Annotated in this window: 21 protein-coding genes; 4 read left to right on the top strand and 17 right to left on the bottom strand. The window is 70.2% G+C overall.

The window, feature by feature from the left end:
- Window positions 1-107 precede the first annotated feature (107 nt).
- The 14 genes from OG439_RS35830 to OG439_RS35895 form a co-directional block, all read right to left on the bottom strand.
- Window positions 108-749: an SDR family oxidoreductase gene (locus tag OG439_RS35830; RefSeq protein WP_326945038.1), complete on the bottom strand. Its 642-nt coding sequence runs from the start codon at window positions 747-749 to the stop codon at window positions 108-110.
- Between the two features lie 80 nt (window positions 750-829).
- The gene (locus tag OG439_RS35835) at window positions 830-1993 is read right to left on the bottom strand and encodes an RNA polymerase sigma factor (RefSeq protein ID WP_326945039.1); all 1164 of its coding nucleotides are present in this window, start codon (window positions 1991-1993) and stop codon (window positions 830-832) included.
- A complete protein-coding gene (locus OG439_RS35840; RefSeq protein ID WP_326945040.1) occupies window positions 1990-2361 on the bottom strand; it encodes a YciI family protein in 372 nt (123 codons plus the stop codon). The genes OG439_RS35835 and OG439_RS35840 overlap by 4 nt, the downstream gene beginning before the upstream one ends.
- 341 nt (window positions 2362-2702) lie before the next feature.
- Window positions 2703-3815: an ABC transporter ATP-binding protein gene (locus OG439_RS35845; protein WP_326945041.1), complete on the bottom strand. Its 1113-nt coding sequence runs from the start codon at window positions 3813-3815 to the stop codon at window positions 2703-2705.
- Window positions 3812-4807, bottom strand: coding sequence for an ABC transporter ATP-binding protein (locus OG439_RS35850; protein ID WP_247058935.1), 996 nt, complete (start codon window positions 4805-4807; stop codon window positions 3812-3814). Before OG439_RS35850 ends, OG439_RS35845 begins: the two co-directional genes overlap by 4 nt.
- Window positions 4808-4813: 6 nt before the next feature.
- On the bottom strand, window positions 4814-5743 hold the full coding sequence (locus OG439_RS35855; protein ID WP_247058936.1) for an ABC transporter permease: 930 nt from the start codon (window positions 5741-5743) through the stop codon (window positions 4814-4816).
- Window positions 5740-6741 (bottom strand): ABC transporter permease, encoded by a 1002-nt coding sequence (locus OG439_RS35860; protein WP_247058937.1) that lies wholly within the window; start codon window positions 6739-6741, stop codon window positions 5740-5742. The genes OG439_RS35855 and OG439_RS35860 overlap by 4 nt, the downstream gene beginning before the upstream one ends.
- A gap of 83 nt (window positions 6742-6824) precedes the next feature.
- Window positions 6825-8495 (bottom strand): ABC transporter substrate-binding protein, encoded by a 1671-nt coding sequence (locus OG439_RS35865; RefSeq protein ID WP_247058938.1) that lies wholly within the window; start codon window positions 8493-8495, stop codon window positions 6825-6827.
- A gap of 274 nt (window positions 8496-8769) precedes the next feature.
- Entirely contained in the window at window positions 8770-9312 is a 543-nt protein-coding gene (locus OG439_RS35870) for a uridine kinase family protein (RefSeq protein WP_326951701.1), read from the bottom strand.
- Window positions 9313-9364: 52 nt separating this feature from the next.
- Window positions 9365-9799 carry a DUF2304 domain-containing protein gene (locus OG439_RS35875; protein WP_247058939.1) on the bottom strand — a complete coding sequence of 145 codons (435 nt, stop codon included), beginning with the start codon at window positions 9797-9799 and terminating at the stop codon, window positions 9365-9367.
- Between the two features lie 13 nt (window positions 9800-9812).
- On the bottom strand, window positions 9813-10526 hold the full coding sequence (locus tag OG439_RS35880) for a glycosyltransferase family 2 protein (RefSeq protein ID WP_326951702.1): 714 nt from the start codon (window positions 10524-10526) through the stop codon (window positions 9813-9815).
- Window positions 10527-10582: 56 nt separating this feature from the next.
- Entirely contained in the window at window positions 10583-12550 is a 1968-nt protein-coding gene (locus tag OG439_RS35885) for a DUF6541 family protein (protein ID WP_326945042.1), read from the bottom strand.
- An 81-nt stretch (window positions 12551-12631) separates the two neighbouring features.
- A complete protein-coding gene (locus OG439_RS35890; RefSeq protein WP_326945043.1) occupies window positions 12632-13936 on the bottom strand; it encodes a hypothetical protein in 1305 nt (434 codons plus the stop codon).
- On the bottom strand, window positions 13933-14952 hold the full coding sequence (locus OG439_RS35895; protein ID WP_247058942.1) for a glycosyltransferase family 2 protein: 1020 nt from the start codon (window positions 14950-14952) through the stop codon (window positions 13933-13935). Before OG439_RS35895 ends, OG439_RS35890 begins: the two co-directional genes overlap by 4 nt.
- Window positions 14953-15036: 84 nt before the next feature.
- On the opposite strand from OG439_RS35895, the gene OG439_RS35900 reads away from it, so the two are divergent.
- Entirely contained in the window at window positions 15037-16134 is a 1098-nt protein-coding gene (locus OG439_RS35900) for a UDP-N-acetyl glucosamine 2-epimerase (RefSeq protein ID WP_326945044.1), read from the top strand.
- 57 nt (window positions 16135-16191) lie between these two features.
- A complete protein-coding gene (locus tag OG439_RS35905) occupies window positions 16192-16749 on the top strand; it encodes a glucosaminidase domain-containing protein (protein ID WP_326945045.1) in 558 nt (185 codons plus the stop codon).
- Here the strand turns inward: OG439_RS35905 and recR are convergent.
- Together recR and OG439_RS35915 are read right to left on the bottom strand one after the other, a co-directional pair.
- The gene (gene recR, locus OG439_RS35910; protein ID WP_247058945.1) at window positions 16746-17342 is read right to left on the bottom strand and encodes a recombination mediator RecR; all 597 of its coding nucleotides are present in this window, start codon (window positions 17340-17342) and stop codon (window positions 16746-16748) included. The two genes, OG439_RS35905 and recR, sit on opposite strands and share 4 nt — an antisense overlap.
- A gap of 5 nt (window positions 17343-17347) precedes the next feature.
- Complete coding sequence (locus OG439_RS35915) at window positions 17348-17707, bottom strand: YbaB/EbfC family nucleoid-associated protein (RefSeq protein ID WP_326945046.1); 360 nt, start codon at window positions 17705-17707, stop codon at window positions 17348-17350.
- Between the two features lie 78 nt (window positions 17708-17785).
- Here OG439_RS35915 and OG439_RS35920 point away from each other — a divergent pair, with 78 nt between their 5' ends.
- The gene (locus OG439_RS35920; protein ID WP_326945047.1) at window positions 17786-18646 is read left to right on the top strand and encodes an N-acetylmuramoyl-L-alanine amidase; all 861 of its coding nucleotides are present in this window, start codon (window positions 17786-17788) and stop codon (window positions 18644-18646) included.
- On the opposite strand, the gene OG439_RS35925 is transcribed toward OG439_RS35920, so the two are convergent.
- Window positions 18631-18984 carry a winged helix-turn-helix transcriptional regulator gene (locus OG439_RS35925; protein ID WP_326945048.1) on the bottom strand — a complete coding sequence of 118 codons (354 nt, stop codon included), beginning with the start codon at window positions 18982-18984 and terminating at the stop codon, window positions 18631-18633. The two genes, OG439_RS35920 and OG439_RS35925, sit on opposite strands and share 16 nt — an antisense overlap.
- Before the next feature lie 49 nt (window positions 18985-19033).
- On the opposite strand from OG439_RS35925, the gene OG439_RS35930 reads away from it, so the two are divergent.
- Window positions 19034-19465: a TIGR03618 family F420-dependent PPOX class oxidoreductase gene (locus OG439_RS35930; RefSeq protein ID WP_247058949.1), complete on the top strand. Its 432-nt coding sequence runs from the start codon at window positions 19034-19036 to the stop codon at window positions 19463-19465.
- The last annotated feature ends 315 nt before the right edge of the window (window positions 19466-19780 follow it).

Raw genomic sequence — 19780 nt, forward strand, 5'->3', positions numbered from 1 at the left:
CTCGTACCCCCTGGAAATCGGTCGTCTGTCACCGCAGGGTACCGGGGCCGGTCCGCACCGGGAGCCCCACTCAGGTATCCCTCCGTGTACGACTTAAGTCGCGTTTTTCACCCCAACGCGGCAAGGGCCGGCCCGACCGGGAAGTCGCCGGAAACGACGTCGAACCCGCGGTTTTCGGTGAGCGGCTCCCCGAGCACCCCGACGACCACGGCGGCGACGTCCAGCCGCGTCACCCGCCCGGGTTCGAGGTGCCCGGCGACCTTGACGCGCCCGGTGGCGGGGCCGTCGGTGAGCGTGCCGGGCCGGACGATGGTCCAGGTCAGCGCGGACTTCTGCAGCGCGAGGTCGGACAGCTGCTTGGCGAGCAGGATCGACCGCACGAGCCGGTCACCCTGGTCCGGGGAGTCGGCGAACTGGGCGGAGACCTGGATGTACCGCGCGACGCCGGCCTTCTCGGCGGCGTGGATGGCCGTGACGGAGCCGTCCCGGTCCACGAGGTTCACCGACGCCGGTTCCGGGTCCGGCGCCCCGATGGCCGCGATGACGACGTCCGAGCCGAGGAAGGCCTCGACGAGGTCCTCGGGATCCGCCGTGACGTCGGCGACCACGGGTTCGACGTCGAGGTCTCGGAGGACTTCGGCCCGCTGGCGGCTGCGGAGCCCGGCCCGGACGGTGTGTCCTTTGGCCGCGAGAAGCCGTGCGATGTGGAACCCGGTTCGCCCCGACGCGCCCAGCACGGTGACCTGCATGCGGTCGATCCTCCCGCAAGAACGGCGGCCGCGCTCGTCCTTCCCCAGGTTGTCCACAGGTGTGCCCCCATGTGGACAACTCACGTCAGCCGGGACGCCCGTGACTGCAGGTAGGCCTGCTCCGGCAGGCTCAACGTCCGCCTCGACGCCGTCAGGTACGCCTCTCGCGCCCCGACGACGTCCCCCGCCAGCTCCAGCAGGTGCGCCCGGACCGCGTCCACCCGGTGGTGGGCCTCCAGATCGGCGCCGGCCAGCTCGGCCAAGCCCGCTTCCGGCCCGTGGACCTGGGCGAACGCCACGACGCGGTTGAGCGTGACCATCGGGCCCGGCGCGACCACGCGCAGCAGGTCGTAGAGGGTGAGGATCTCGGCCCAGTCGGTGTCCGCGGCCGTCGGGGCCTCCGCGTGGACGGCCGCGATCGCCGCCTGGAGCTGGTAGGGGCCGACCGGCGACGTCGACAACGCGGTCGTGATCAGCGAGACGCCCTCGGCGATGAGCTCCGCGTTCCAGCGGGACCGGTCCTGCGCCGCGAGCGGGACCAGCGCGCCGGTCGCGTCGACCCGGGCCGGGCGGCGGGCTTCGGTCAGGAGCATCAAGGCCAGCAGACCCGTCACCTCGCCGCCCGCCGGCAGCTGCCGGGTCAGGCGGATCGCCTCCGTCGTCAGCTCGACGCGGTTCAGGGCGTCACCCGAGCTGGCCGTGTGGCCCTCGGTGAAGATCAGGTACAGGACCTGCAGCACCGCGGCCAGGCGGCCGGGGTCCGGCGACGGCGTGAAGCGCTCGCCGCGCAGCTTCTGCTTCGCGCGGCTGATGCGCTGGCCGATCGTCGCCTCCGGGACGAGGAACGCGCGCGCGATCTCCGCGGTCGTCAGGCCGCCGACCGCCCGGAGCGTCAGCGCGACCTGCGACGGCCGGGTGAGCGACGGGTGGCAGCAGAGCAGCAGGAGCGTCAGCGTGTCGTCGACGCCGGCGACCGGCGCCGGATCCGGCGGCTCCGCCAGCGCGACCGTCTCCTCGCGCCGCTGCCGCGCGGTCTCGCTGCGCCACTGCTCGATCCGGCGCCGGGACGCCGTCGTGATCAGCCACCCCTTCGGGTGATCGGGCAACCCGTCGACGGGCCACTGCAGCGACGCCGCCAGCAGCGCCTCCTGGACGGCGTCCTCGCAGGTGTCGAAGCCGCCGTACCGCCGCACGAGCGCGGCGAGGACCTGCGGCGCGAGCTCGCGGAGCAGGCCTTCGATCACAGCTCGGTCCCGTGCAGCCCCATGACCGGCCGCACCTCCACCACCCCGAACGCCGCCTCCGGGATCCGCCCGGCGATCTCGAGCGCGCGCTCTTCGCTTTCGCAGTCGAGCAGGTAGAAGCCGGCGAGGAACTCCTTGGCCTCCGCGAAGGGCCCGTCGGTGGTCAGCGGCCCGCTGTCGCCGACGCTGACCTGCTTGGTGAGCTCGGGAAAGGCGAGCCGCTCGGAGACGAGCCGCTCACCGGACGCGTCGAGATCGTCGTTGAGCTGCTGGTAGTAGGCCAGCCCGGCGGCCCGCTGCTCAGCGCTCATCCCTTCCCACGCCCGGCGGGACTCGGGGTTGCCGTAGATCAGGACCACGTATTTCACGAGCGCCTCCCGAAAGGACTTCCACGTCGTCGACCCGCTCGGCAGCGTATGCCGCGGGACCCAGCGACAGCGGCCCCCGCCCTCCCCTAGGGGGGCGGCCCCGAGTCCAGTCTATCGGCGGCCACCGACCGGAAGCCTGGTTTCGGGTCTCGTGACCGGAGTTGTCCACATTGGAGCGGGCCTGTGGATATCGACCGATGAGACGGGGTCGATGGAGGAATCGGGACGTCGAGTGTCCCGAAACTTCCATCGACGAAAGGGAAGCGGACCCCGAACAAAAGGCCGGCCGGGCAGCAACTGCCCGGCCGGTCTTCGGTTCACAAGGTCACCAGGTCACGAGATCACAGGATCTCGGCTGAAGTGCCGATGTCCGGCGGGCCCAGGTCGGGGTTCAACGCCCCGGTCAGTTCCACCAGTTCCGGCTTCACCTCGTGTGGCTGGATGCGGCCGTCGCGGATGTCCTCCGCGTAGTGGCAGGCCACTCGGTGGCCGCCGCCGATTTCGCGGAGCTGGGGGCGGTCCGTGTCGCACAAGCTCGCCTGGCGCCAGGGGCAGCGCGTGTGGAAGCGGCAGCCCGACGGCGGGTTGGCCGGTGACGGGAGGTCGCCCGCGAGCAGGATCTGCTCGCGCGTGTCCTCCACCTGCGGGTCCGGCACCGGGATCGCCGACAGCAGCGCCCGGGTGTACGGGTGCAGCGGGTCGCGGTAGAGCGAGTCCGCGTCCGTCTCCTCCACCAGCGCGCCCAGGTACATCACGCCGATGCGGTCGGAGATGTGCCGCACCACCGCGAGGTCGTGCGCGATCACCACGTACGTCAGGCCGAGCTGGTCCTGCAGGTCCTCCAGCAGGTTCACCACCTGGGCCTGCACCGAGACGTCCAACGCGGACACCGGCTCGTCCGCGACGATCAGGTCCGGCTCCACCGCCAGCGCCCGCGCGATGCCGATGCGCTGGCGCTGCCCGCCCGAGAACTCGTGCGGGTACTTCCGCAGCGACGACTCCGGGAGGCCGACGGCGGACAGCAGCTGACGCAGCCGCCGCTGGGTGGCCTCCTTGTCCTTGTCGAGGCCGTGCGCGTGCATGCCCTCGACGAGGATCGACTCGACCGACTGCCGCGGGTCCAGGCTGGACATCGGGTCCTGGAAGATCATCTGCATCCGGCGCCGGGCCTTCCGCAGATCCTCTCCCTTGAGCTTCGCGACGTCGGTGCCGTCGAACTTCACCGAACCGGACGTCGGCTCGTTGAGCCGCAGGATCGCCCGGCCCAGCGTGGACTTGCCGCAGCCGGACTCGCCCACCAGGCCGTAGGTCTCCCCGCGGCGGATGGCCAGGTCGACGCCGTCGACCGCGTAGACGTGCCCGACCGTCCGGTCGAACACGACGCCGCTCTTGATCGGGAAGTGCACCTTGAGGTCGTTGACCTCGAGCAGCACGTCACCAGCAGGCTGGTTCATCGAGCTCCTCCTCCCGCCACGACCGCCGGCCGCACGGGGTTGTGGCAGCGCAGCAGCCCGCCGTGGTCGGGCACCAGCTGCGGCGAGACCTCGCGGCAGACCGGCAGTGCGTTGGGGCAGCGGGGCGCGAACGCGCAACCGCCGTCCCACGGGATGTTGTCGGCCACGGATCCCTTGATGGGGACCAGTTTCTCGCCGCGGCCCGCGTCAAGGCGCGGGATCGAGGCGAGCAGGCCGTGGGTGTACGGGTGACGCGGCTCGGCGAACAGCTGGTGCCGCTTCGCCCGCTCGACGATCCGGCCGCCGTAGAGCACGTTGACCTCGTCGCACAGCCCGGCGACGACGCCGAGGTCGTGCGTGATCATGATCAGCGCGGTTCCGGTGTCCTGCACCAGTTCCCGCAGCAGCGCCAGGATCTGCGCCTGGATGGTGACGTCTAGGGCCGTGGTCGGCTCGTCGGCGATGAGCAGCCGCGGCCGGCACGCCAGCGCGATCGCGATCAGCGCGCGCTGCCGCATGCCGCCGGAAAGCTGGTGCGGGTACTCGGAAAGCCGCCGCGACGGGTCGGGGATGCCGACTTTGTCCAGCAGGTCCGTCGCTTCGACGGACGCCGCCTTGCGCGACATCCCGCGGTGCCGCTCCAGGACCTCGGTGATCTGCAGCCCGATCGGGATGACCGGGTTCAGCGAGGACAGCGGGTCCTGGAACACCATGCCGAGGTCGCGGCCGCGCCGGTCGCGCATTTCGCGGTCCGACAGCTTCAGCAGGTCGGTGCCTTCGTAGCTCACCGAACCGCTGACCTTGTTGCCGCGCCGCGCCAGCAGCCGCATGATCGCCAGCGACGTCACGGACTTGCCGCAGCCGGATTCGCCGACCAGGCCGACGGTCTGGCCCGGCTCGACGTCGAAGCTGACGCTGTCCACCGCGGTGAACGGCCGCTCGCCACGGCGGACGAAGTCGACCGTCAGGTCACGGACTTCAAGGAGTGCCATGGGTTCTCACCGCCTGTTCTTCGGGTCGAGGGCTTCGCGGAGGGACTCGCCGAGCAGCGTGAACCCGAGCGCCACGATGATGATCGCGATCGCCGGGTAGTACGCGAGCTCCGGGCGGATGTCGAGGAACTGGCGCGAGGCCTTGCCCAGCATCAGCCCCCACTCCGCGCGCGACGGGTCCGGGTCGCCCAGGCCGAGGAACGACAGCGCCGCGGCCTCGAGGATCGACGTGGCCAAGGTGAGCGTGGCCTGCACGATGACCGGGCCGAGCGAGTTCGGCAGCATGTGCCGGAACACGATCGCCCCGCGCTTCACGCCGAGGGACGTCGCCGCCAGCACGTGGTCGGCGTCGCGCTGCACCAGCATGGAACCGCGCAGCAGCCGGGCGAAGATCGGCACGCCGACCATCGACACGGCCAGGATGACCGTCCACTGGCTCGGGTTCGCGAACAGCGCCGCGATCGAGATGGCCAGCAGCAGCGAGGGGAACGACAGCATGACGTCGACGAGCCGCATGAGGACGGTGTCGACCCAGCCGCCGAACGCGCCCGCGATCCCGCCGATGATGACGCCGATGAGCACGCCGATCACCGTGGCCAGCACACCGACGAGCAGCGTCTGCTGGGCGCCGACGATGAGCCGGGACAGGAAGTCGCGGCCGAAGTCGTCCACGCCGAGCGGGTAACCGGGCATCGAACCGGGGATGATGCCCCGGCCCAGCTGGACCTGGTCCTGCAACGCGCGGTCCTGCGGGTCCTTGGGGGCCAGCAGCGGCGCGAAGATCGCCAGGAGCAGGAACAGGCCGGTGATGCCGCCGCCGGTGAGCGCGACCGGGCTGCGCAGCATCCGGCGCAGGGCTTCACCGCCGAGGCTGCGCCCGCTCGCCGCGGCGAGCTTGTCGATCGGTTCCTTCTTCTTGTTCAGCAGAGTGTTCATCGCACACGCACCCTCGGGTCGATGATCCCGTAAGAGACGTCGACCAGCATGTTCACCAGCACGTACACCACCGCCCCGAACAGCAGGAGGGCCTGCAGCCGGGGGTAGTCACGCCGTTCGATCCCCTCGGCCAGCAGGAACCCGAGGCCGCGGAAGTTGAACACCCGCTCGGTCAGCACCGCGCCGCCGAGCAGGGCGCCGGTCTGGAGGCCGATCGTCGTGACCACCGGCAGCAGGCCGTTGCGCAGGACGTGCCGGGTGCGCACCACCTGCTGCGTCAGGCCCTTGGAGTTGGCCGTGCGGACGAAGTCCTCGTTGAGGACGTCCAGCACCGACGCGCGGGTGATCCGGGTGATCACCGCGAGCGGGATGGTGGCGAGCGCGAACGCGGGCAGGACCAGGTGCTTGATCGCGTCCCAGACGGCGTCCCACTCGCCGGTCATGATGCCGTCGAGGATGGCGAAGTTCGTGATCGCGGTGGCGTCGAGACCCGCGGCCTGGCGGCCCTGCGACGGCAAGCCGAGCGGGGAGGCCAGCAGGTCCTGCATCATGTAGCCGAGGAAGAACACCGGCACCGCGACGCCGATGAGGCTGAGCACGATGACCAGGTTGTCGACCGGCCCGCCGCGGAACCGCGCGGCCAGGTAACCGGCGGGGATGCCGACGACGATCGCGATGATCATCGCGGTGAGACCGAGCTCGATGGTCGCCGGCAGGAAGGTGACGATCTCGCCCATGACGGGCTGGGTCGACACCAGGGAGTTGCCGAAGTCGCCGGTGAACGCCCGGCCGAGGAACCCGAAGTACTGCAGGATGATCGGCTGGTCGAGCCCGAGGACGTGGTTGAGGTTGGCGATCTTCTCCGGCGTCGCCTTGTCACCCAGCAGCGCGGCGGCGGGGCCGCCGGGCAGGGACCGGAGCCAGGCGAAGATCAGGATGGACAGGATGAAGAGCGTCGGAATCGCTTGTAGCAACCGACGCACGAGAAAACGGAGCACGTGCAGTCCTTCGTAGCCAGCCCGGGATTAGGCGCAAGGGGTGGGCGCGGTAGCGCCCACCCCTTGCTTGGCCGAAATTCAGATCAGCTGACGGTCACGGTGTTGAAGCGCTCGTCGGTGAGCGGGCTCGCCACCAGACCCTTGACCTTCGGGCCGACCACGATCGCCGGGGTCGGGTAGGCGATCGGGATCGCCGGCAGGAAGTCCATGATCTGCTTGTTGACTTCCTGGTACGCCTTGGCGTGGGCGTCACCGGCCGCCGAAGCGTCCGCCGCGCTCAGAGCCGAGAAGAGCTGCGGGTTGTTGAACCCGAACTCCTTCTTCTCACGGCCGAAGAACGTGCCCACGAAGTTGCCGGCGTCGTTGTAGTCACCGGTCCAGCCGAGCAGGTGGAGGTCCTGCTTGCCGGCCTTCTGGACGTCGTCCTTGTAACCACCGTTCCACGGCTCGGCGTGGGTCTCGATCTTGATGCCGATCTTCTTCAGGTCCTCGGAGATCGCCGTGAAGGTGTCCGCCGGGTTCGGCATGTACGGCCGGGTGACCTCGGTCGGGTAGTAGAACTTCAGCGTCAGATCCGTCGCCCCGGCCTCCTGCAGCAGCTGCTTGGCCTTCTCCGGGTCGTACGGGTACTTGGTGACGTCGTCGGTGTAACCCGAGATGACCTTCGGGACGAACTCGGTCGCGACCTCGGAACCCTCGGCCAGCTTCGACTTCACGAACTGCTCGCGGTTGACGCCGTAGGCCAGCGCCTGGCGGACCTTGACGTCCTTGAGCTTCGGGTTGTTGGCCTGGTTGATGCCCAGGTACAGCACGTTGAACGACGGGCGGATGAGAACCTGCTCACCGTCGTTGCGCAGCAGGCCGTAGTCCGCCGGGTTCGGGTAGTCGTAGCCGTTGATGTCGCCGGCCTTGAGCGCCTGCTTGCGGGCGTTCTCGTCCGGGATCACCTTGAAGATCAGCTTGTCGAGCTTCGGCGGCGTCGGGCTGCTGTCGTTCTTGACCAGCGTGATCTCGCCCTTGGCCTGGTCCCAGCTCTCGAACTTGAACGGGCCGGTGCCGACCGGGAACTTGTTCGCGTACTCGCTGTAGGTGAACGAGTCGCCGCTCTGGGTGACCGTGTCGGCGTTGTGTGCCTTGAGCGCGGTCGGGCTCTGGATGGCGAACGACGGCAGCGTGAACGCCGACGGGAACGCGCCCTTGGGCTTGTTCAGGTTCAGGACCGCGGTCGCCGGGTCCTTCGCCTCGCAGCTCTTGTAGACGGGGTCACCCGTCGCGTCGCCCTCGTTCTTGGCGAAGCCCTCGAAGACGTCGCCGTAGTAGATCATCTGGCTCTGGGCGGCGGCGCCCTTCATGTTGAACCAGCGGTCGAAGTTGAAGCAGACCGAGGCGGCGTCCATCGGGGTGCCGTCGGAGAACTTGACGCCCGACTTCAGGGTGAACGTCCAGGTCTTGCCGTCGTTGCTCGGCTCCCACTTCTCGGCGAGAGACGGCTCGAGGTCGGCGGTGCCCGGCTTGTTCTGGATCAGCGTGTCGTAGATCTGGCGGGTGATCCGGAAGGTCTCGCCCTCGTCGTTGAACGCCGGGTCGAACATCTTCGGGTTTCCGGCGGCGCCGAAGATCAGCGTGCCTCCGGTACCACCTCCGGCGCCCTCGTCACGCTTCGAATCCGCACAGGCGGACAGCGAAACCGCGAGCGCGCCGGTGAGCCCGATCAGGGCCACGCGGCGTGTTCGGGTCAGCCGCAATTGCTGCATCTGGCACCCCTTGGGAGATGTTCGGGTTTTTAAGTCACCGTCCGGTCGGTCAGGAACACCCCGGACGATCGGTGTGCTCGCCGACACTAGCGGGAACTCGGCTCGCACTTAAGCACGTGAGGTTACGATCGCGCTACGTGGGCGTCGATTTGACCGCAATGTGTCCGTAAATCACGACAGAATGTGACCATTTGTGGGCTATGGGTGCGCCGAGTGCCCGAACCCTGACTCAGATGGCGGTACCCGCGTTAGCCCAGCAGTGTTTTGCGCGCAGTCACCCTTGATCGATACGGAGTGCTTCGGACACGGAGCGTGAGTGATCCAACCCCGACGAAAGTCGGGTTCCGGCCGCATCGGGGGTGCCGTCGACGGCGAACCAGCCGCGCTCGAACCGTTGCCAGCGGCCCAGTTCCGCCCTCGACGCCACGCCGTCGCGCGCCACGGACCGGGCCAGCCGCTCGGCCTCCGTGCCGCCGGAGATCCAGCAGAGGTGGGAAAGCAGGGGTCTTGCCGAAGCCCGGCCGCTCGAAACACCTTCCAGCACCAGGACGTCCGCGACTGTCACCCGGACGAGTTCCCCCGGTTGTGGGACCCCGGAGGACCAGTCAGTCCGCCGGTAAGCACCTTCGACGCCGGCCGCGAGCGGCTTCAGGACGCCGTCGAGGAGCCGTGGCCACCACCCGACCGGGTCGTCCCAGGTCGCGAAAGCGTCCGTGCTCACGAGCTCGGTGCGGCACCCGCGGGCCCGCAGCCCGGCGACGACTTCCGAGGCCAGCGTGGACTTCCCGGCCCCCGAGGGGCCGTCGACGGCCAGCAGCCGCACCCCGCCGAGCCGCGCGGGCGCGGCCAGCAGGGCTTCGATCAGCGCGTCACTTGCCGACGCGCTCGACCGCGGGAAGCCCTTTGACGTCGTCCGGGGCCGACACCCGGGCCTCCAGCTCGACGATCCGGCGTTCCAGCTCGCGCTTGGCGTCTTCGAGCTCGCAGCGCAGCAACGCGGTCTCCTCGACCGACGTGCGCACTTCTTCCTCCAGGTGCCCGACCTCGGTCGACAGGTGCAGCGACACCAGCGCCAGCACGACACCGGCGAGCAGGAAGACGAAGTTCGACGGGGTCTCGACCCCGCTCAGGTTGGCCAGGAACTGCGCGGCCGACGGGATCACGGCCAGCACCACCACGCCGACGGCGACGACCAGCCACACGCCCGCGTACTTCTCGCGGAGCTTGCGGCGTCGCATCATCTCGAGGACGACGAACAGCACCAAGCAGGCGATGACGATGCTGAGGATGCGCCAACCGGCCATCTTCGCGAGCTCCTTATGCCGAGTCGGACGAGTCGACCGCGGGGCGGCGGCGCACCAGCGCCAGCAGCAGCGCGAGCCCGGCCCGGCCCAGGTAGACAGCGGACTTGACGGGCGAGTGACTGGGGGTGCCGCCCGCGCGCTCGCGCATGACGACCGGAATCTCCTTGATGACCAGCTTCGCGCGGATCGCCATCACCAGCGACTCCACCGTGTCGCCGAGGTACTCGGCCGGGTAGTAGCCGGCGAACAGCCGGATCGCGCGCGGGCCCATCGCCTTGAACCCCGACGTGACGTCGGTGAGCTTGGTCTTGCCCAGCCGCGAGAACACCAGCGACAGCGCGACCATGGCGTACTTGCGCGGGCCGCTGGCCTTGTACGAGCCCTTGCCGGCGAACCGCGAGCCGATCACGATGTCCGCGTCGTCCAGGCCGCGCAGGAGGGCCTCGAGCTCGTCGGGGTCGTGCTGGCCGTCCGCGTCCACCTGCACGACGACGTCGTACCCGCGGGCGGCGGCGTAGCGGAAGCCGGTGCGCATGGCCCCGCCGACCCCGAGGTTCACGGCGAGCCGGGCCACTTCGGCGCCGGCCGCGCGGGCCAGGCGGGCGGTGTCGTCGGCCGAACCGTCGTCGACGACCAGCAGATCAACGTCCGGCCGAGCCCGTTTCACGTGCTCGATGACCGAAGCGACGCTCGCCTGCTCGTTCAGCGCGGGCATCACGATCAGCACCTTGCGGTGGGTCACGGAGGTCACAGAAGACGCGGACACGCGATCACTTTAGCCTTTCACTGCCCGTTACCGGCCGGAGACCCAGGAGCAGCCCCGGAAGCGACGACACCCTGCTGCCCCTCGATCTCGTAGATCGAGGCACCGGCGTTGTGGTAGACCAGCTTGAACCCGGGGCTCTTGTCCAGGCCCAGGAGGCCGACGTCGTTGGGGGTCGTCTTGGTGACCTTCCCCTCCCCGACGAAGGCGTAGCGCACCTTCAGGTTGGTGAGCAGCCGGCGCACTTCCGGGTACTTCTCGACCTCGTTGGCGTAGACGCTCAGGTAGCCCGCGTCCGTGTTCAGCTCGGCGCCGTAGAAGTTCCACTGCGTCGGCATCACGCCGGCCAGCGCGTACATCCAGACCGAGCCGTCGGCCTTGTCGTTCAGCACCCGCTCGCCCGGCGCGGTGTGCTGCGCGAGCCAGGCGAACGCGGTCTCCTCGTCCTTGCTGACCGTCGGGCCGTCGCTGTAGTTGAGCTGCAGGCGGGCGGCGTTGCGGCCGATGTAGCCGCCGCGGCTCAGCCCGCCGACCACCAGGGCCACCACGACGACACCGGCCAGGGTGAGCGTCGCCGGCTTGAGGTTCGGCAGCCGGGGTGCGACCTTCTCGGCGAACCAGCCGGACGCGGTGTGCGCGAACTCGCCGAACGCGACGCAGCCGGCCAGCGGCACCAGGGCCGCGACGCGCCAGTTGTCGTTGTAGAACGGGCTGCTCAGCGTGTGGATCAGGTTGCTCTCCATCGACACCGTCGCGGCGAAGAGCGTGCCCAGCACGACGTAGGCGCCGACCATCCACAGCATCCGGCGGTGCTTGACCAGCAGGAACACGCCGATGATGGCCGGGATGCCGATCCACCACTGCGGGAACGCGGCCATCGGCGAGAACGTGATCGTCTCGCCGAACGCGCCGGACACGGTGGCTTCGGACGCCCAGAAGGCACTCGTCACGCCGCCCGCGTTGTACAGCGACGGCAGCACGACCGGGATGCCGAACGCGGCCGCCAGCACGACGCTCGCGACCAGCGACGTCAGCGACCGCCGCCAGACGATCTTCTCGAAGCGGAACACCACCGCGAGCAGGATCAGCAGGAAGTACACGATGACGACGAACACGACACTCGTGTGCAGCCCGGCCAGCCCGGCGACGCCGACGCCGATGGCGACCGGCCCGGCGATCGAGCGAGGCTCCAGCAGGTGGCGCGCCACCGCGAGCATGGCCGGGATGAGCGCGACACCGGCGACGAACGGCCACAGCGGGCCGCGCCACAGCGAGTCGTACGGGAACACCGTGAAGCACGCCGACACCGTGGCGGCCGCGGCGACGCCGATGGCCGGCATCCGCCAGGCGTGGCACATCGCGGCGACGCCGAGCGGCACGGTGAGGACCACCGCGAGCGCCGCGAGGTTCAGCGTCGGCATGATCGTCAGGCCGCCCTTGCCGAAGACCAGGGCGAGCAGCGCGTGGTAGGTGTCCGGGTAGAAGTAGTGCGTCTCGTTCGGCAGGTTCGCGATCGTGCCGACGGTCGACGGGCGCGCGTCGCCGTGCTCGGCGATCCAGCGCACCAGGTTGGCGTGGAACGGCGCGTCCCAGCCCTGCTGGACGTTGTCGATGCTCCGGAAGCCGCGCAGGATCGTGACGGTGCCGATGCCCATGCCGGCGGCGACGCCGAGGCCGATCAGCACGTGGTCGCGGACGCTGCGCGCGGGCCGCTCCGGCTCTTCCCAGTCGGGGTGGCGGCGGCGCGTGAACCGGGTCACGGCGAAGGCCAGGCCGAAGCCGGCCGCCGAGAGCACCAGCGTCCACAACGCGACGTTGAGCGTCGTCCAGCGGATGCCGAACCGGCCGAGCACCGGGATGCCGAGCGCGACCAGGCCGAACGTCAGCATCGGCGCGGCGGCGGCCAGCGTCCAGCCGCGCAGCTGGATCGCGGCACCGAACACCAGACCCGGCAGCCAGAACGCGAGCAAAACGAGCAGTACGTTCATCGAATTCGCAGTCCAAACCTTACCGGCACTTCACGCCGTTTCCCGTCCCCACCGGCGGGCCCAACGCACCTTACTGGGCCGCTATGAAGACGTTTCACCGGTGTCCGAGGTTGTCACGGCCGTCGATTCCGGTGCGCGCCGGAGAACGAACGCGAGCACCACGGCCAGGCCCAGCGTCGGCGCCACGGCCAGCGCGACGACCGCGCGGAACACGGTGTCGCCTGGTAGGAGCACCAGCAGCAGGGACGCCGTGCCGGTGACCACGGCCCAGGTGAGCAGCACGAGCTTGGCCTGGGTGCGGGCCACGAGCACGGCCGTGAGCAGCTGCATCGGCACCAGCAGCACCGACGACCACACCAGCCCCGCGACCGACCAGCCGTCGATGTCGTAGCGGGGGCCGCTGATGAACCGCACCGCCCACGGCCCGAGCCACATCCCGACCAGGGCGCCGAGCGCGGCGAGGACGAGGGACGCGGCCGCGCCGAGCGCGAGCACGCGGCGCAGCTTGTGGCGGCCTTCGGCGGTGACCGAGAGCCGCACGACGAACGGGACGGCCAGCGACTGCACCGGCCCGATCAGCGTCAGCGGCAGCCGGGCGATGACCAGCGCGGCGAACAGAGCGCCGACGCGGTCGCCGTCGCCGCCCGGGGCCAGCAGGCCGACCAGCGCCGGGTAGCCGGTGATGACCGCGGCCGTCAGGGCCGCGCCGACCAGCAGCATGCCCATCCGGCGGGAGGTGACGCCCCAGCCGTCGCCGTCCACGTGCGGGTCGAGCAGCCGCCGGGCCGGCCGGGCGAACAGCAGCCAGGCGAACGACCCCGCGGCGACCGCGATGGCCAGCGAGACGATGTTGTAGGCGACCGAGACGACCAGCACACCCAGCACGAGCGCCCGGATCGCCGGTTCGGCCACCACGAGCAGCGAGAACGCCTTCACCTTGTGCTGGCCGATCAGCAGCCCGCGGGTGCCGAACTGGCAGGCGAACGCGACGCCGCCGGCCAGCACGATCAGGGCCAGCGACCAGTCGCCGTGGAAGAGCTTTTCGTTGACCGGCGGGATCAGCAGGGCGAGGGAGAAGACCGCCGCGACCAGCACGCCGACGGCCACCGCGCGCAGCGCCGGGCGGCCCGCCTTGCCGCCGCCGAGCGCGGCCACCGCCGACTGGCGGGAGAGCTCCTGCTCCAGCGGCGAGAGCGTGCTGCCGAGGCCCATCACCAGGCCCCAGAACGTGACGAAGATGGCGTACTCCTGCGGCGGCAACAGCCGCTGGCAGGCGACGGTGAGGACGTAACCGAGGCCGATCGACACGATCAGCGAGCCGCCGAGGCTGCCCGCGGTCGTGCGGCCGCTGCGGGCGGCGGCCGGAGTCTCCACCTCGGTGCTCATCGGCGCCGGAGCGAGGTCCGCACGGCCATCGCCAGTCCGCGCACGACACCCGCGCCGAAGCCGCCGGCGAACACCGGCAGCAGCTTGGTGACCGCGCGGGCCTCCGGCCCGGTCGCGCCGCACTTCTTCACGACCTCGCCGGCCGCGACCGCGCCGAGCACCCCGGCGGCCAGCGTCGTCTTCGGCTTCTTCGCGGCGAAAGCCAGCCCGAGGACGCCGACGGCGAGCGCGCCGAACAGCGCGTTGCGGGCCGGGCCGGGCGAGCCGATGTAGGAGTCCACATAGGTCGTGCCGCGGAAGTAGGCCTGCTGCGTGAACTTCTTGAAGGAGTCGCGCCCGTTGTAGGTCGCGGAGAGCTCCGGGGCCAGCCAGATCCGCTCGCGCTCGGCGATCCAGCGCAGCATGCGGGTGTCGTCGCTGGCGAAGCGGATGTCGTCGAACAGCGACGCGAACGCCGTGACCGAGCCTTCGAGGAGGGCGCGGCGGGCGCAGAAGAACGTCGTCCCCTTCGGGTAGACGTCGAATTCCTCGATGCCGTAGGACATCAGCCGCGGGTTCGCGCAGTACTTGCGCCACGGGACCTTGACCAGCCCGGCCATGAAACCCGCGTACGGGTTGTGCTCGGAGGCGACGTTGATGTGCCCGTTCCAGACCGCGCGCTCGGGGTGGTCCACGAGCTGGTCGCGCAGGAACGTGAGGGTCGGCTCGTCGAGGATGACGCGGCTGTCGAGCAGCGCGATCCACTCGCCGGACGACTTCGCGATGCCCGCGCTGCGGGCCTCGAACCGGCCGCCGTTGGCCTGGCTGAGCACGGTGATGCCGTGGCGTTCGCGCAGTGCGTCGAGGCGGGTCGGCGTGGCGTCGGTGCTGCCGTCGTCGACCACGACGACCTCGATCGGCCAGTTGGCCGCCTCGGCCGAGGCGAGCAGCGCGCCGACACTGCGTTCGATCCAGTCCTGCTCGTTGTAGACCGGGATCACGACGCTGAGCGAGGGGAGGAGCGGGTTCGCACTCACCGGGCCGAGGCTACCCGGCGGCCTCCACGCCGGGTCGGCCAGTATCCTTGCGCCACCGCACCCGACCAGAAATGGGCCTTCACGGTGATTTCCTTCATTCTCGGCACCACCGCGGAACTGATCAAGATCGCGCCCGTCTACCACGGGATCCGCGAGCGCGGGATGCGGCCCAAGATCTGGTTCACCGCCCAGCACGTCGACGAGGTGGCCGACGTACTGGCCGACCTGGACATGCCGGCGCCCGACGTCTGGCTGGTGCCGGAGGAGAAGGCGCACAACCTCGAGTCGCCGTCGCAGGTGCCGGGCTGGGCCGCGCAGGTCATGCGCACCGCCTGGAGCCGCCGCCACGAGCTGCGCGCCGCCCTGAACGAAGACGGCCGGCCGCCGCTGGTGCTGGTGCACGGCGACACGTTCACCACGCCGTACGGCTCGCTGATCGGGAAGCGGATCCTGAAGTCCCGCGTCGGGCACGTCGAGGCCGGGGCGCGGTCGGGCAGCATCCTGTCGCCGCTGCCCGAGGAGCTCAACCGCAAGATCGCGGCGAAGATCGTCGACATGCACTTCGCGCCGAGCATCCGCGAGGTGAACAACCTGCGCAACGCCCGCGGCGTCGTCGTCGACACCGAGGCGAACACCGCGATCGACGCCATGCGCCTGGCCATCAACCAGCCGCTGGACGTGCCGAACCTGCCGGAGAAGTTCGGCCTGGCCACGCTGCACCGCTTCGAGCTGGTCTCGCGCGCGGACAAGTACCGCGAGGTGCTGGAGATCCTGCGCGAGCAGAGCCGCAAGATGCCGATCCTGTACATGGCCGGCGCGCCCGAGCGCGAGAAGATCCGCTCACTGGGCCTGGACAACCTGTTCGACGACAAGTTCATCGCGCAGCCGAAGATGCGGTACCTGAAGTTCCTGCCGCTGGTCGCGCGCGCCGAGTACGTCGTCACCGACTCGGGTGGTCTCTCGGCGGAGTGCTACTACCTCGGCCTGCCGTGCGCGGTGCACCGCGAGCGCACCGAGACGCCGCAGCACCTCGGCGAGACGGTGGTGCTGACGGAGATGCGCGGCGACAAGCTGCAGAACTTCCTCGACACCTACCAGTACCGCCGCGGTGAGTCCTGGATGGACAAGTACCACCCGTCCGAGATCATCGTGGACACCCTGGCGCAGCTCGGCTACTGCTGACGCCCGTTGGGGTGACGCGGGTCGCCGCGGCCGCGGGGATCGGGCAGCTTTGCCGCCATGATCCACTTCGGACTCGCGGCGGTCCTGCTGGTCGTCCCGCCGATCGACCAGGCCGCCACGCGTGACGCGGCGCTGAGCGCGGGCTACCAGCAGGCGTACGTCGGCGCGGCGGCCCCGATCGCCCTGCGGATCCGCGCCGCGTACGACATCCCGGCGTCGGTCACGGTGGCCCAGTCGATCCTGGAGTCGAACTGGGGCCGCAGCAAGCTGTCGACGGCCGAGCTGAACTACTTCGGCTTCAAGTGCGTCCGCCCGGCGAGCCCGGGGCCGATCGCGGTGCGGTGCGCGCGCTACCAGACGTCCGAGTGCGTGCCGTCGCCGTGCCACCCGGTGGACGCGTTCTTCCGCTCGTACGCCTCGGCCGACGACTCGTTCCGCGACTACGGCCGGCTGCTGACGACGTCACCGAACTACGCGGCGGCGCTGCCGGTGCGCGCCGACCCGGACGCGTTCATCCGGGCGGTGGCGCGGAAGTACGCCACCGACCCGGAGTACGCGAACAAGGTGATCCGGCTGATGGACCTCTACGACCTGCGCCGCTTCGACGCCCGTTAGAGCACCCGGCGGCCCGAGAGCGCGCGGCCAAGGGTCAGCTCGTCCGCGAACTCCAGGTCACCGCCCATCGGCAGGCCCGACGCCAGCCGTGTCACGCTCAACCCCGGGAAGTCGCGCAGCATGCGGACCAGGTACGTCGCCGTCGCCTCACCCTCGGTGTTGGGGTCGGTCGCGATGATGATCTCGGTGATGTCCGCCTCGCCGATGCGCTTGAGCAGCTCACGCATCCGCAGCTGCTCCGGGCCGATGCCCGACAACGGGTCCAGCGCGCCGCCCAGGACGTGGTATCGGCCCTTGAACTCGCGCGTGCGCTCGACCGCCAGGACGTCCTTCGGCTCCTCGACCACGCAGATGACCGTGAGGTCGCGGCGCTCGTCGCGGCAGATGCGGCACCGCTGCTGCTCGGAGACGTTGCCGCAGACCTCGCAGAACTGCACGCCCTCCTTGACCTTGCCGAGGACGTCCTGCAGCCGGGAGATGTCCACCGGGTCCGCGGCCAGCAAGTGGAACGCGATCCGCTGGGCGCTCTTCGGCCCGACCCCCGGCAACCGCCCGAGCTCGTCGATCAGGTCCTGGACGACACCTTCGTACAAGTTCGTCAGCCGCCGAAGCCGAGGGCGCCGAGGTCCGGCATGCCGCCACCGCCGCCGAGGCCGCCGGCCAGCGGGCCGAGCTTCTGCTCGGTGAGCTTCTGCGCGCTCGCCGACGCGTCGCGGACCGCCGCCACGATCAGGTCGGACAGGGTCTCGACGTCGTCCGGGTCGACGACCTTCGGGTCGATCTGGAGGCTCTTGAGCTGGCTGTCACCGGACACGGTCGCGGTGACCAGCCCGCCGCCGGCACTGCCGGTGACCTCGGTGTTGGCGAGCTCCTCCTGCGCCTCGACGAGCTTCTGCTGCATCTGCTGGGCCTGCTGCATCAGCTGGGAAATGTCGAAGCCGCCGCCGGGTTGCACCATGATCGCACTCGGTCCTCTCTGCACGCCTGTGTCACCACCAGGGTAGTCGCGCCACGGGCGGGCCCCGGTTGTGGCACCGTGGTCGCCGTGCGACGCGCGATTGCTCCCCTCCTGCTGGCCGGTGCCCTGCTGCTCACCGGCTGCGAAGAAGACACCCCGGCGGCTCCCGCGCCCGCTCCCGTCGTCACCCGGACGGTCACGCCCACGCCGACGACCGTCACGCCTTCGCCGGTCGTGCCGCCCGCGCCGCCCTCTTCGGCGGCCGCGCCGCCGGTCGCCCCGGTCGCTTCGGGCAAGGTCGTCGTGCTCGACCCGGGGCACAACGGCGGCAACGGCTCGCACAGCGCGGAGATCAACCGGCTCGTGCCCGCGGGGCGCGGGCAGACCAAGCCGTGCAACACCACCGGCACGTCGACCAACGCCGGTTACCCCGAGCACGCGTTCACCTGGGACGTCTCCCAGCGGGTCGGAGAAGCGTTGTCGGCCAAGGGAATCCGCGTCGTCTACACGCGACAGAACGACACCGGCGTCGGCCCGTGCGTCGACAAGCGGGCCGCGGCCGGCAACGACGCGAACGCCGACGCCGTCGTCTCGATCCACGCCGACGGCTCGAACGCGCCCGGGGCAACCGGCTTCCACGTCGCCTACTCGTCGCCGCCGCTGAACGCGGCACAGGGCGCGCCGTCGACGCGGCTGGCCCAGACGTTGCGCGACACGATGCGCACCGGCGGCTTCAGCACGTCGAACTACATCGGCGGCAACGGCCTTTCGGCGCGCGCGGACCTCGGTGGCCTGAACCTCTCGACGCGGCCGATCGCGCTCGTCGAGTGCGGGAACATGCGCAACGCGACCGAAGCGGCCCGGATGTCGAGCGCCGAGGGGCGGCAGCAGTTCGCGTCCGCCATCGCGGCGGCGATCGAGGCCTACCTGGCCTCGTGAGCCGCGGTGACGGCCTCGCCGTGCAGGGTCGCCCACTTCGTGAGGACGCCGATCGGCTCGACGAGCGTCTGCCCGAGGTCGGTGAGGCTGTAGTCGACGCGCGGTGGCGCCTCGGCGTAACCGCGGCGGTCGACCAGGCCGTAACCCTGGAGCTTGCGCAGCGTCTGGGTGAGGACCTTGCGGGAGATGCCGCCGATGAGGTCGACGAGCTCACCGTGCCGCCGCGGCCCGCGGCTGAGCGCGAACACCACGACGACGGCCCACTTGTCGGCGATGATCTCGATCGCCAGCCGGGCCGGGCAGTCCGCGAGGAAGACGTCGCCGGAGAAGTCACCCATGGGAACCAAGGTACCGAGGAGTACCTGTCGGCTTCCTAGTCTCGGGGTTATGGAACTCCCCGAAAGCAGCCACCGACTGTTCGAGCGGCCCTTCAACGCCGTCCTGACCACGATCAACCCGGACGGCTCCCCGCAGACGTCGATGGTCTGGGCCAGCCGCGAGGGCGACGAGATCGTGATGGGCATGGAAGGCCGCCGGCCCAAGGTGCGCAACATCCGCAACGACCCGCGCGTGACGGTCCTGATCGAGGACCACGACGGCCACGACGCCCGTGGGCTGCCGCAGTACCTGCTGGTCCGCGGCACGGCGTCGATCGTCGGCCCGGACATCGCCGACGAGTTCACGGCGTTGATGGACCGCCAGGCCCAGCGCTACCTCGGCGTCCCGAAGTACCTGCTGGGCAACCAGGGCTCGCCGACCGCGGTGATCGTCCGGATCAAGGCGGACCGGGTCACAGGCATCGGCCCCTGGGCCTCCTGACCCCCGACCCAGAGGTCGGCCCACACACCCAGGCAGTCGGCTCACGCACCGAGAGAGTCGGCTCGCGTGCCGAGAGCGTCGGCTCGCGTGCCCAGAGGGTCGGCTTGCGTACCCAGAGGGTCGGGTCGCGTACCCAGAGGGTCGGGTCGCGTACCCAGAGGGTCGGCTTGCGTACCTAGAGGGCCGGGTCGTGAGCCGACCGTCCAGGTACGCGAGCCGACTGTGCGGGTACGCCGGCCGACCGTCCGGGTACGTGGGGTGGCGGGGCCGAAGCCGTGGATGTCGCATTGAGGGACTTCAGATCCCTCGATGTGA

Origin of the sequence: Amycolatopsis sp. NBC_01307, assembly GCF_035975215.1 — a bacterium.
In the GTDB taxonomy this organism is placed as follows: Bacteria; Actinomycetota; Actinomycetes; order Mycobacteriales; family Pseudonocardiaceae; genus Amycolatopsis.

Excerpts from the sequence above, each read along its gene's own strand:
- OG439_RS35830 (WP_326945038.1), bottom strand. The coding sequence starts at position 749 with ATGCAGGTCACCGTGCTGGGCGCGTCGGGGCGAACCGGGTTCCACATC.
- OG439_RS35845 (WP_326945041.1), bottom strand. The coding sequence starts at position 3,815 with ATGAACCAGCCTGCTGGTGACGTGCTGCTCGAGGTCAACGACCTCAAG.
- OG439_RS35850 (WP_247058935.1), bottom strand. The coding sequence starts at position 4,807 with ATGGCACTCCTTGAAGTCCGTGACCTGACGGTCGACTTCGTCCGCCGT.
- OG439_RS35855 (WP_247058936.1), bottom strand. The coding sequence starts at position 5,743 with ATGAACACTCTGCTGAACAAGAAGAAGGAACCGATCGACAAGCTCGCC.
- OG439_RS35865 (WP_247058938.1), bottom strand. The coding sequence starts at position 8,495 with ATGCAGCAATTGCGGCTGACCCGAACACGCCGCGTGGCCCTGATCGGG.
- OG439_RS35875 (WP_247058939.1), bottom strand. The coding sequence starts at position 9,799 with ATGGCCGGTTGGCGCATCCTCAGCATCGTCATCGCCTGCTTGGTGCTG.
- OG439_RS35885 (WP_326945042.1), bottom strand. The coding sequence starts at position 12,550 with ATGAACGTACTGCTCGTTTTGCTCGCGTTCTGGCTGCCGGGTCTGGTG.
- OG439_RS35890 (WP_326945043.1), bottom strand. The coding sequence starts at position 13,936 with ATGAGCACCGAGGTGGAGACTCCGGCCGCCGCCCGCAGCGGCCGCACG.
- OG439_RS35905 (WP_326945045.1), top strand. The coding sequence starts at position 16,192 with ATGATCCACTTCGGACTCGCGGCGGTCCTGCTGGTCGTCCCGCCGATC.
- OG439_RS35915 (WP_326945046.1), bottom strand. The coding sequence starts at position 17,707 with ATGGTGCAACCCGGCGGCGGCTTCGACATTTCCCAGCTGATGCAGCAG.
- OG439_RS35925 (WP_326945048.1), bottom strand. The coding sequence starts at position 18,984 with ATGGGTGACTTCTCCGGCGACGTCTTCCTCGCGGACTGCCCGGCCCGG.
- OG439_RS35930 (WP_247058949.1), top strand. The coding sequence starts at position 19,034 with ATGGAACTCCCCGAAAGCAGCCACCGACTGTTCGAGCGGCCCTTCAAC.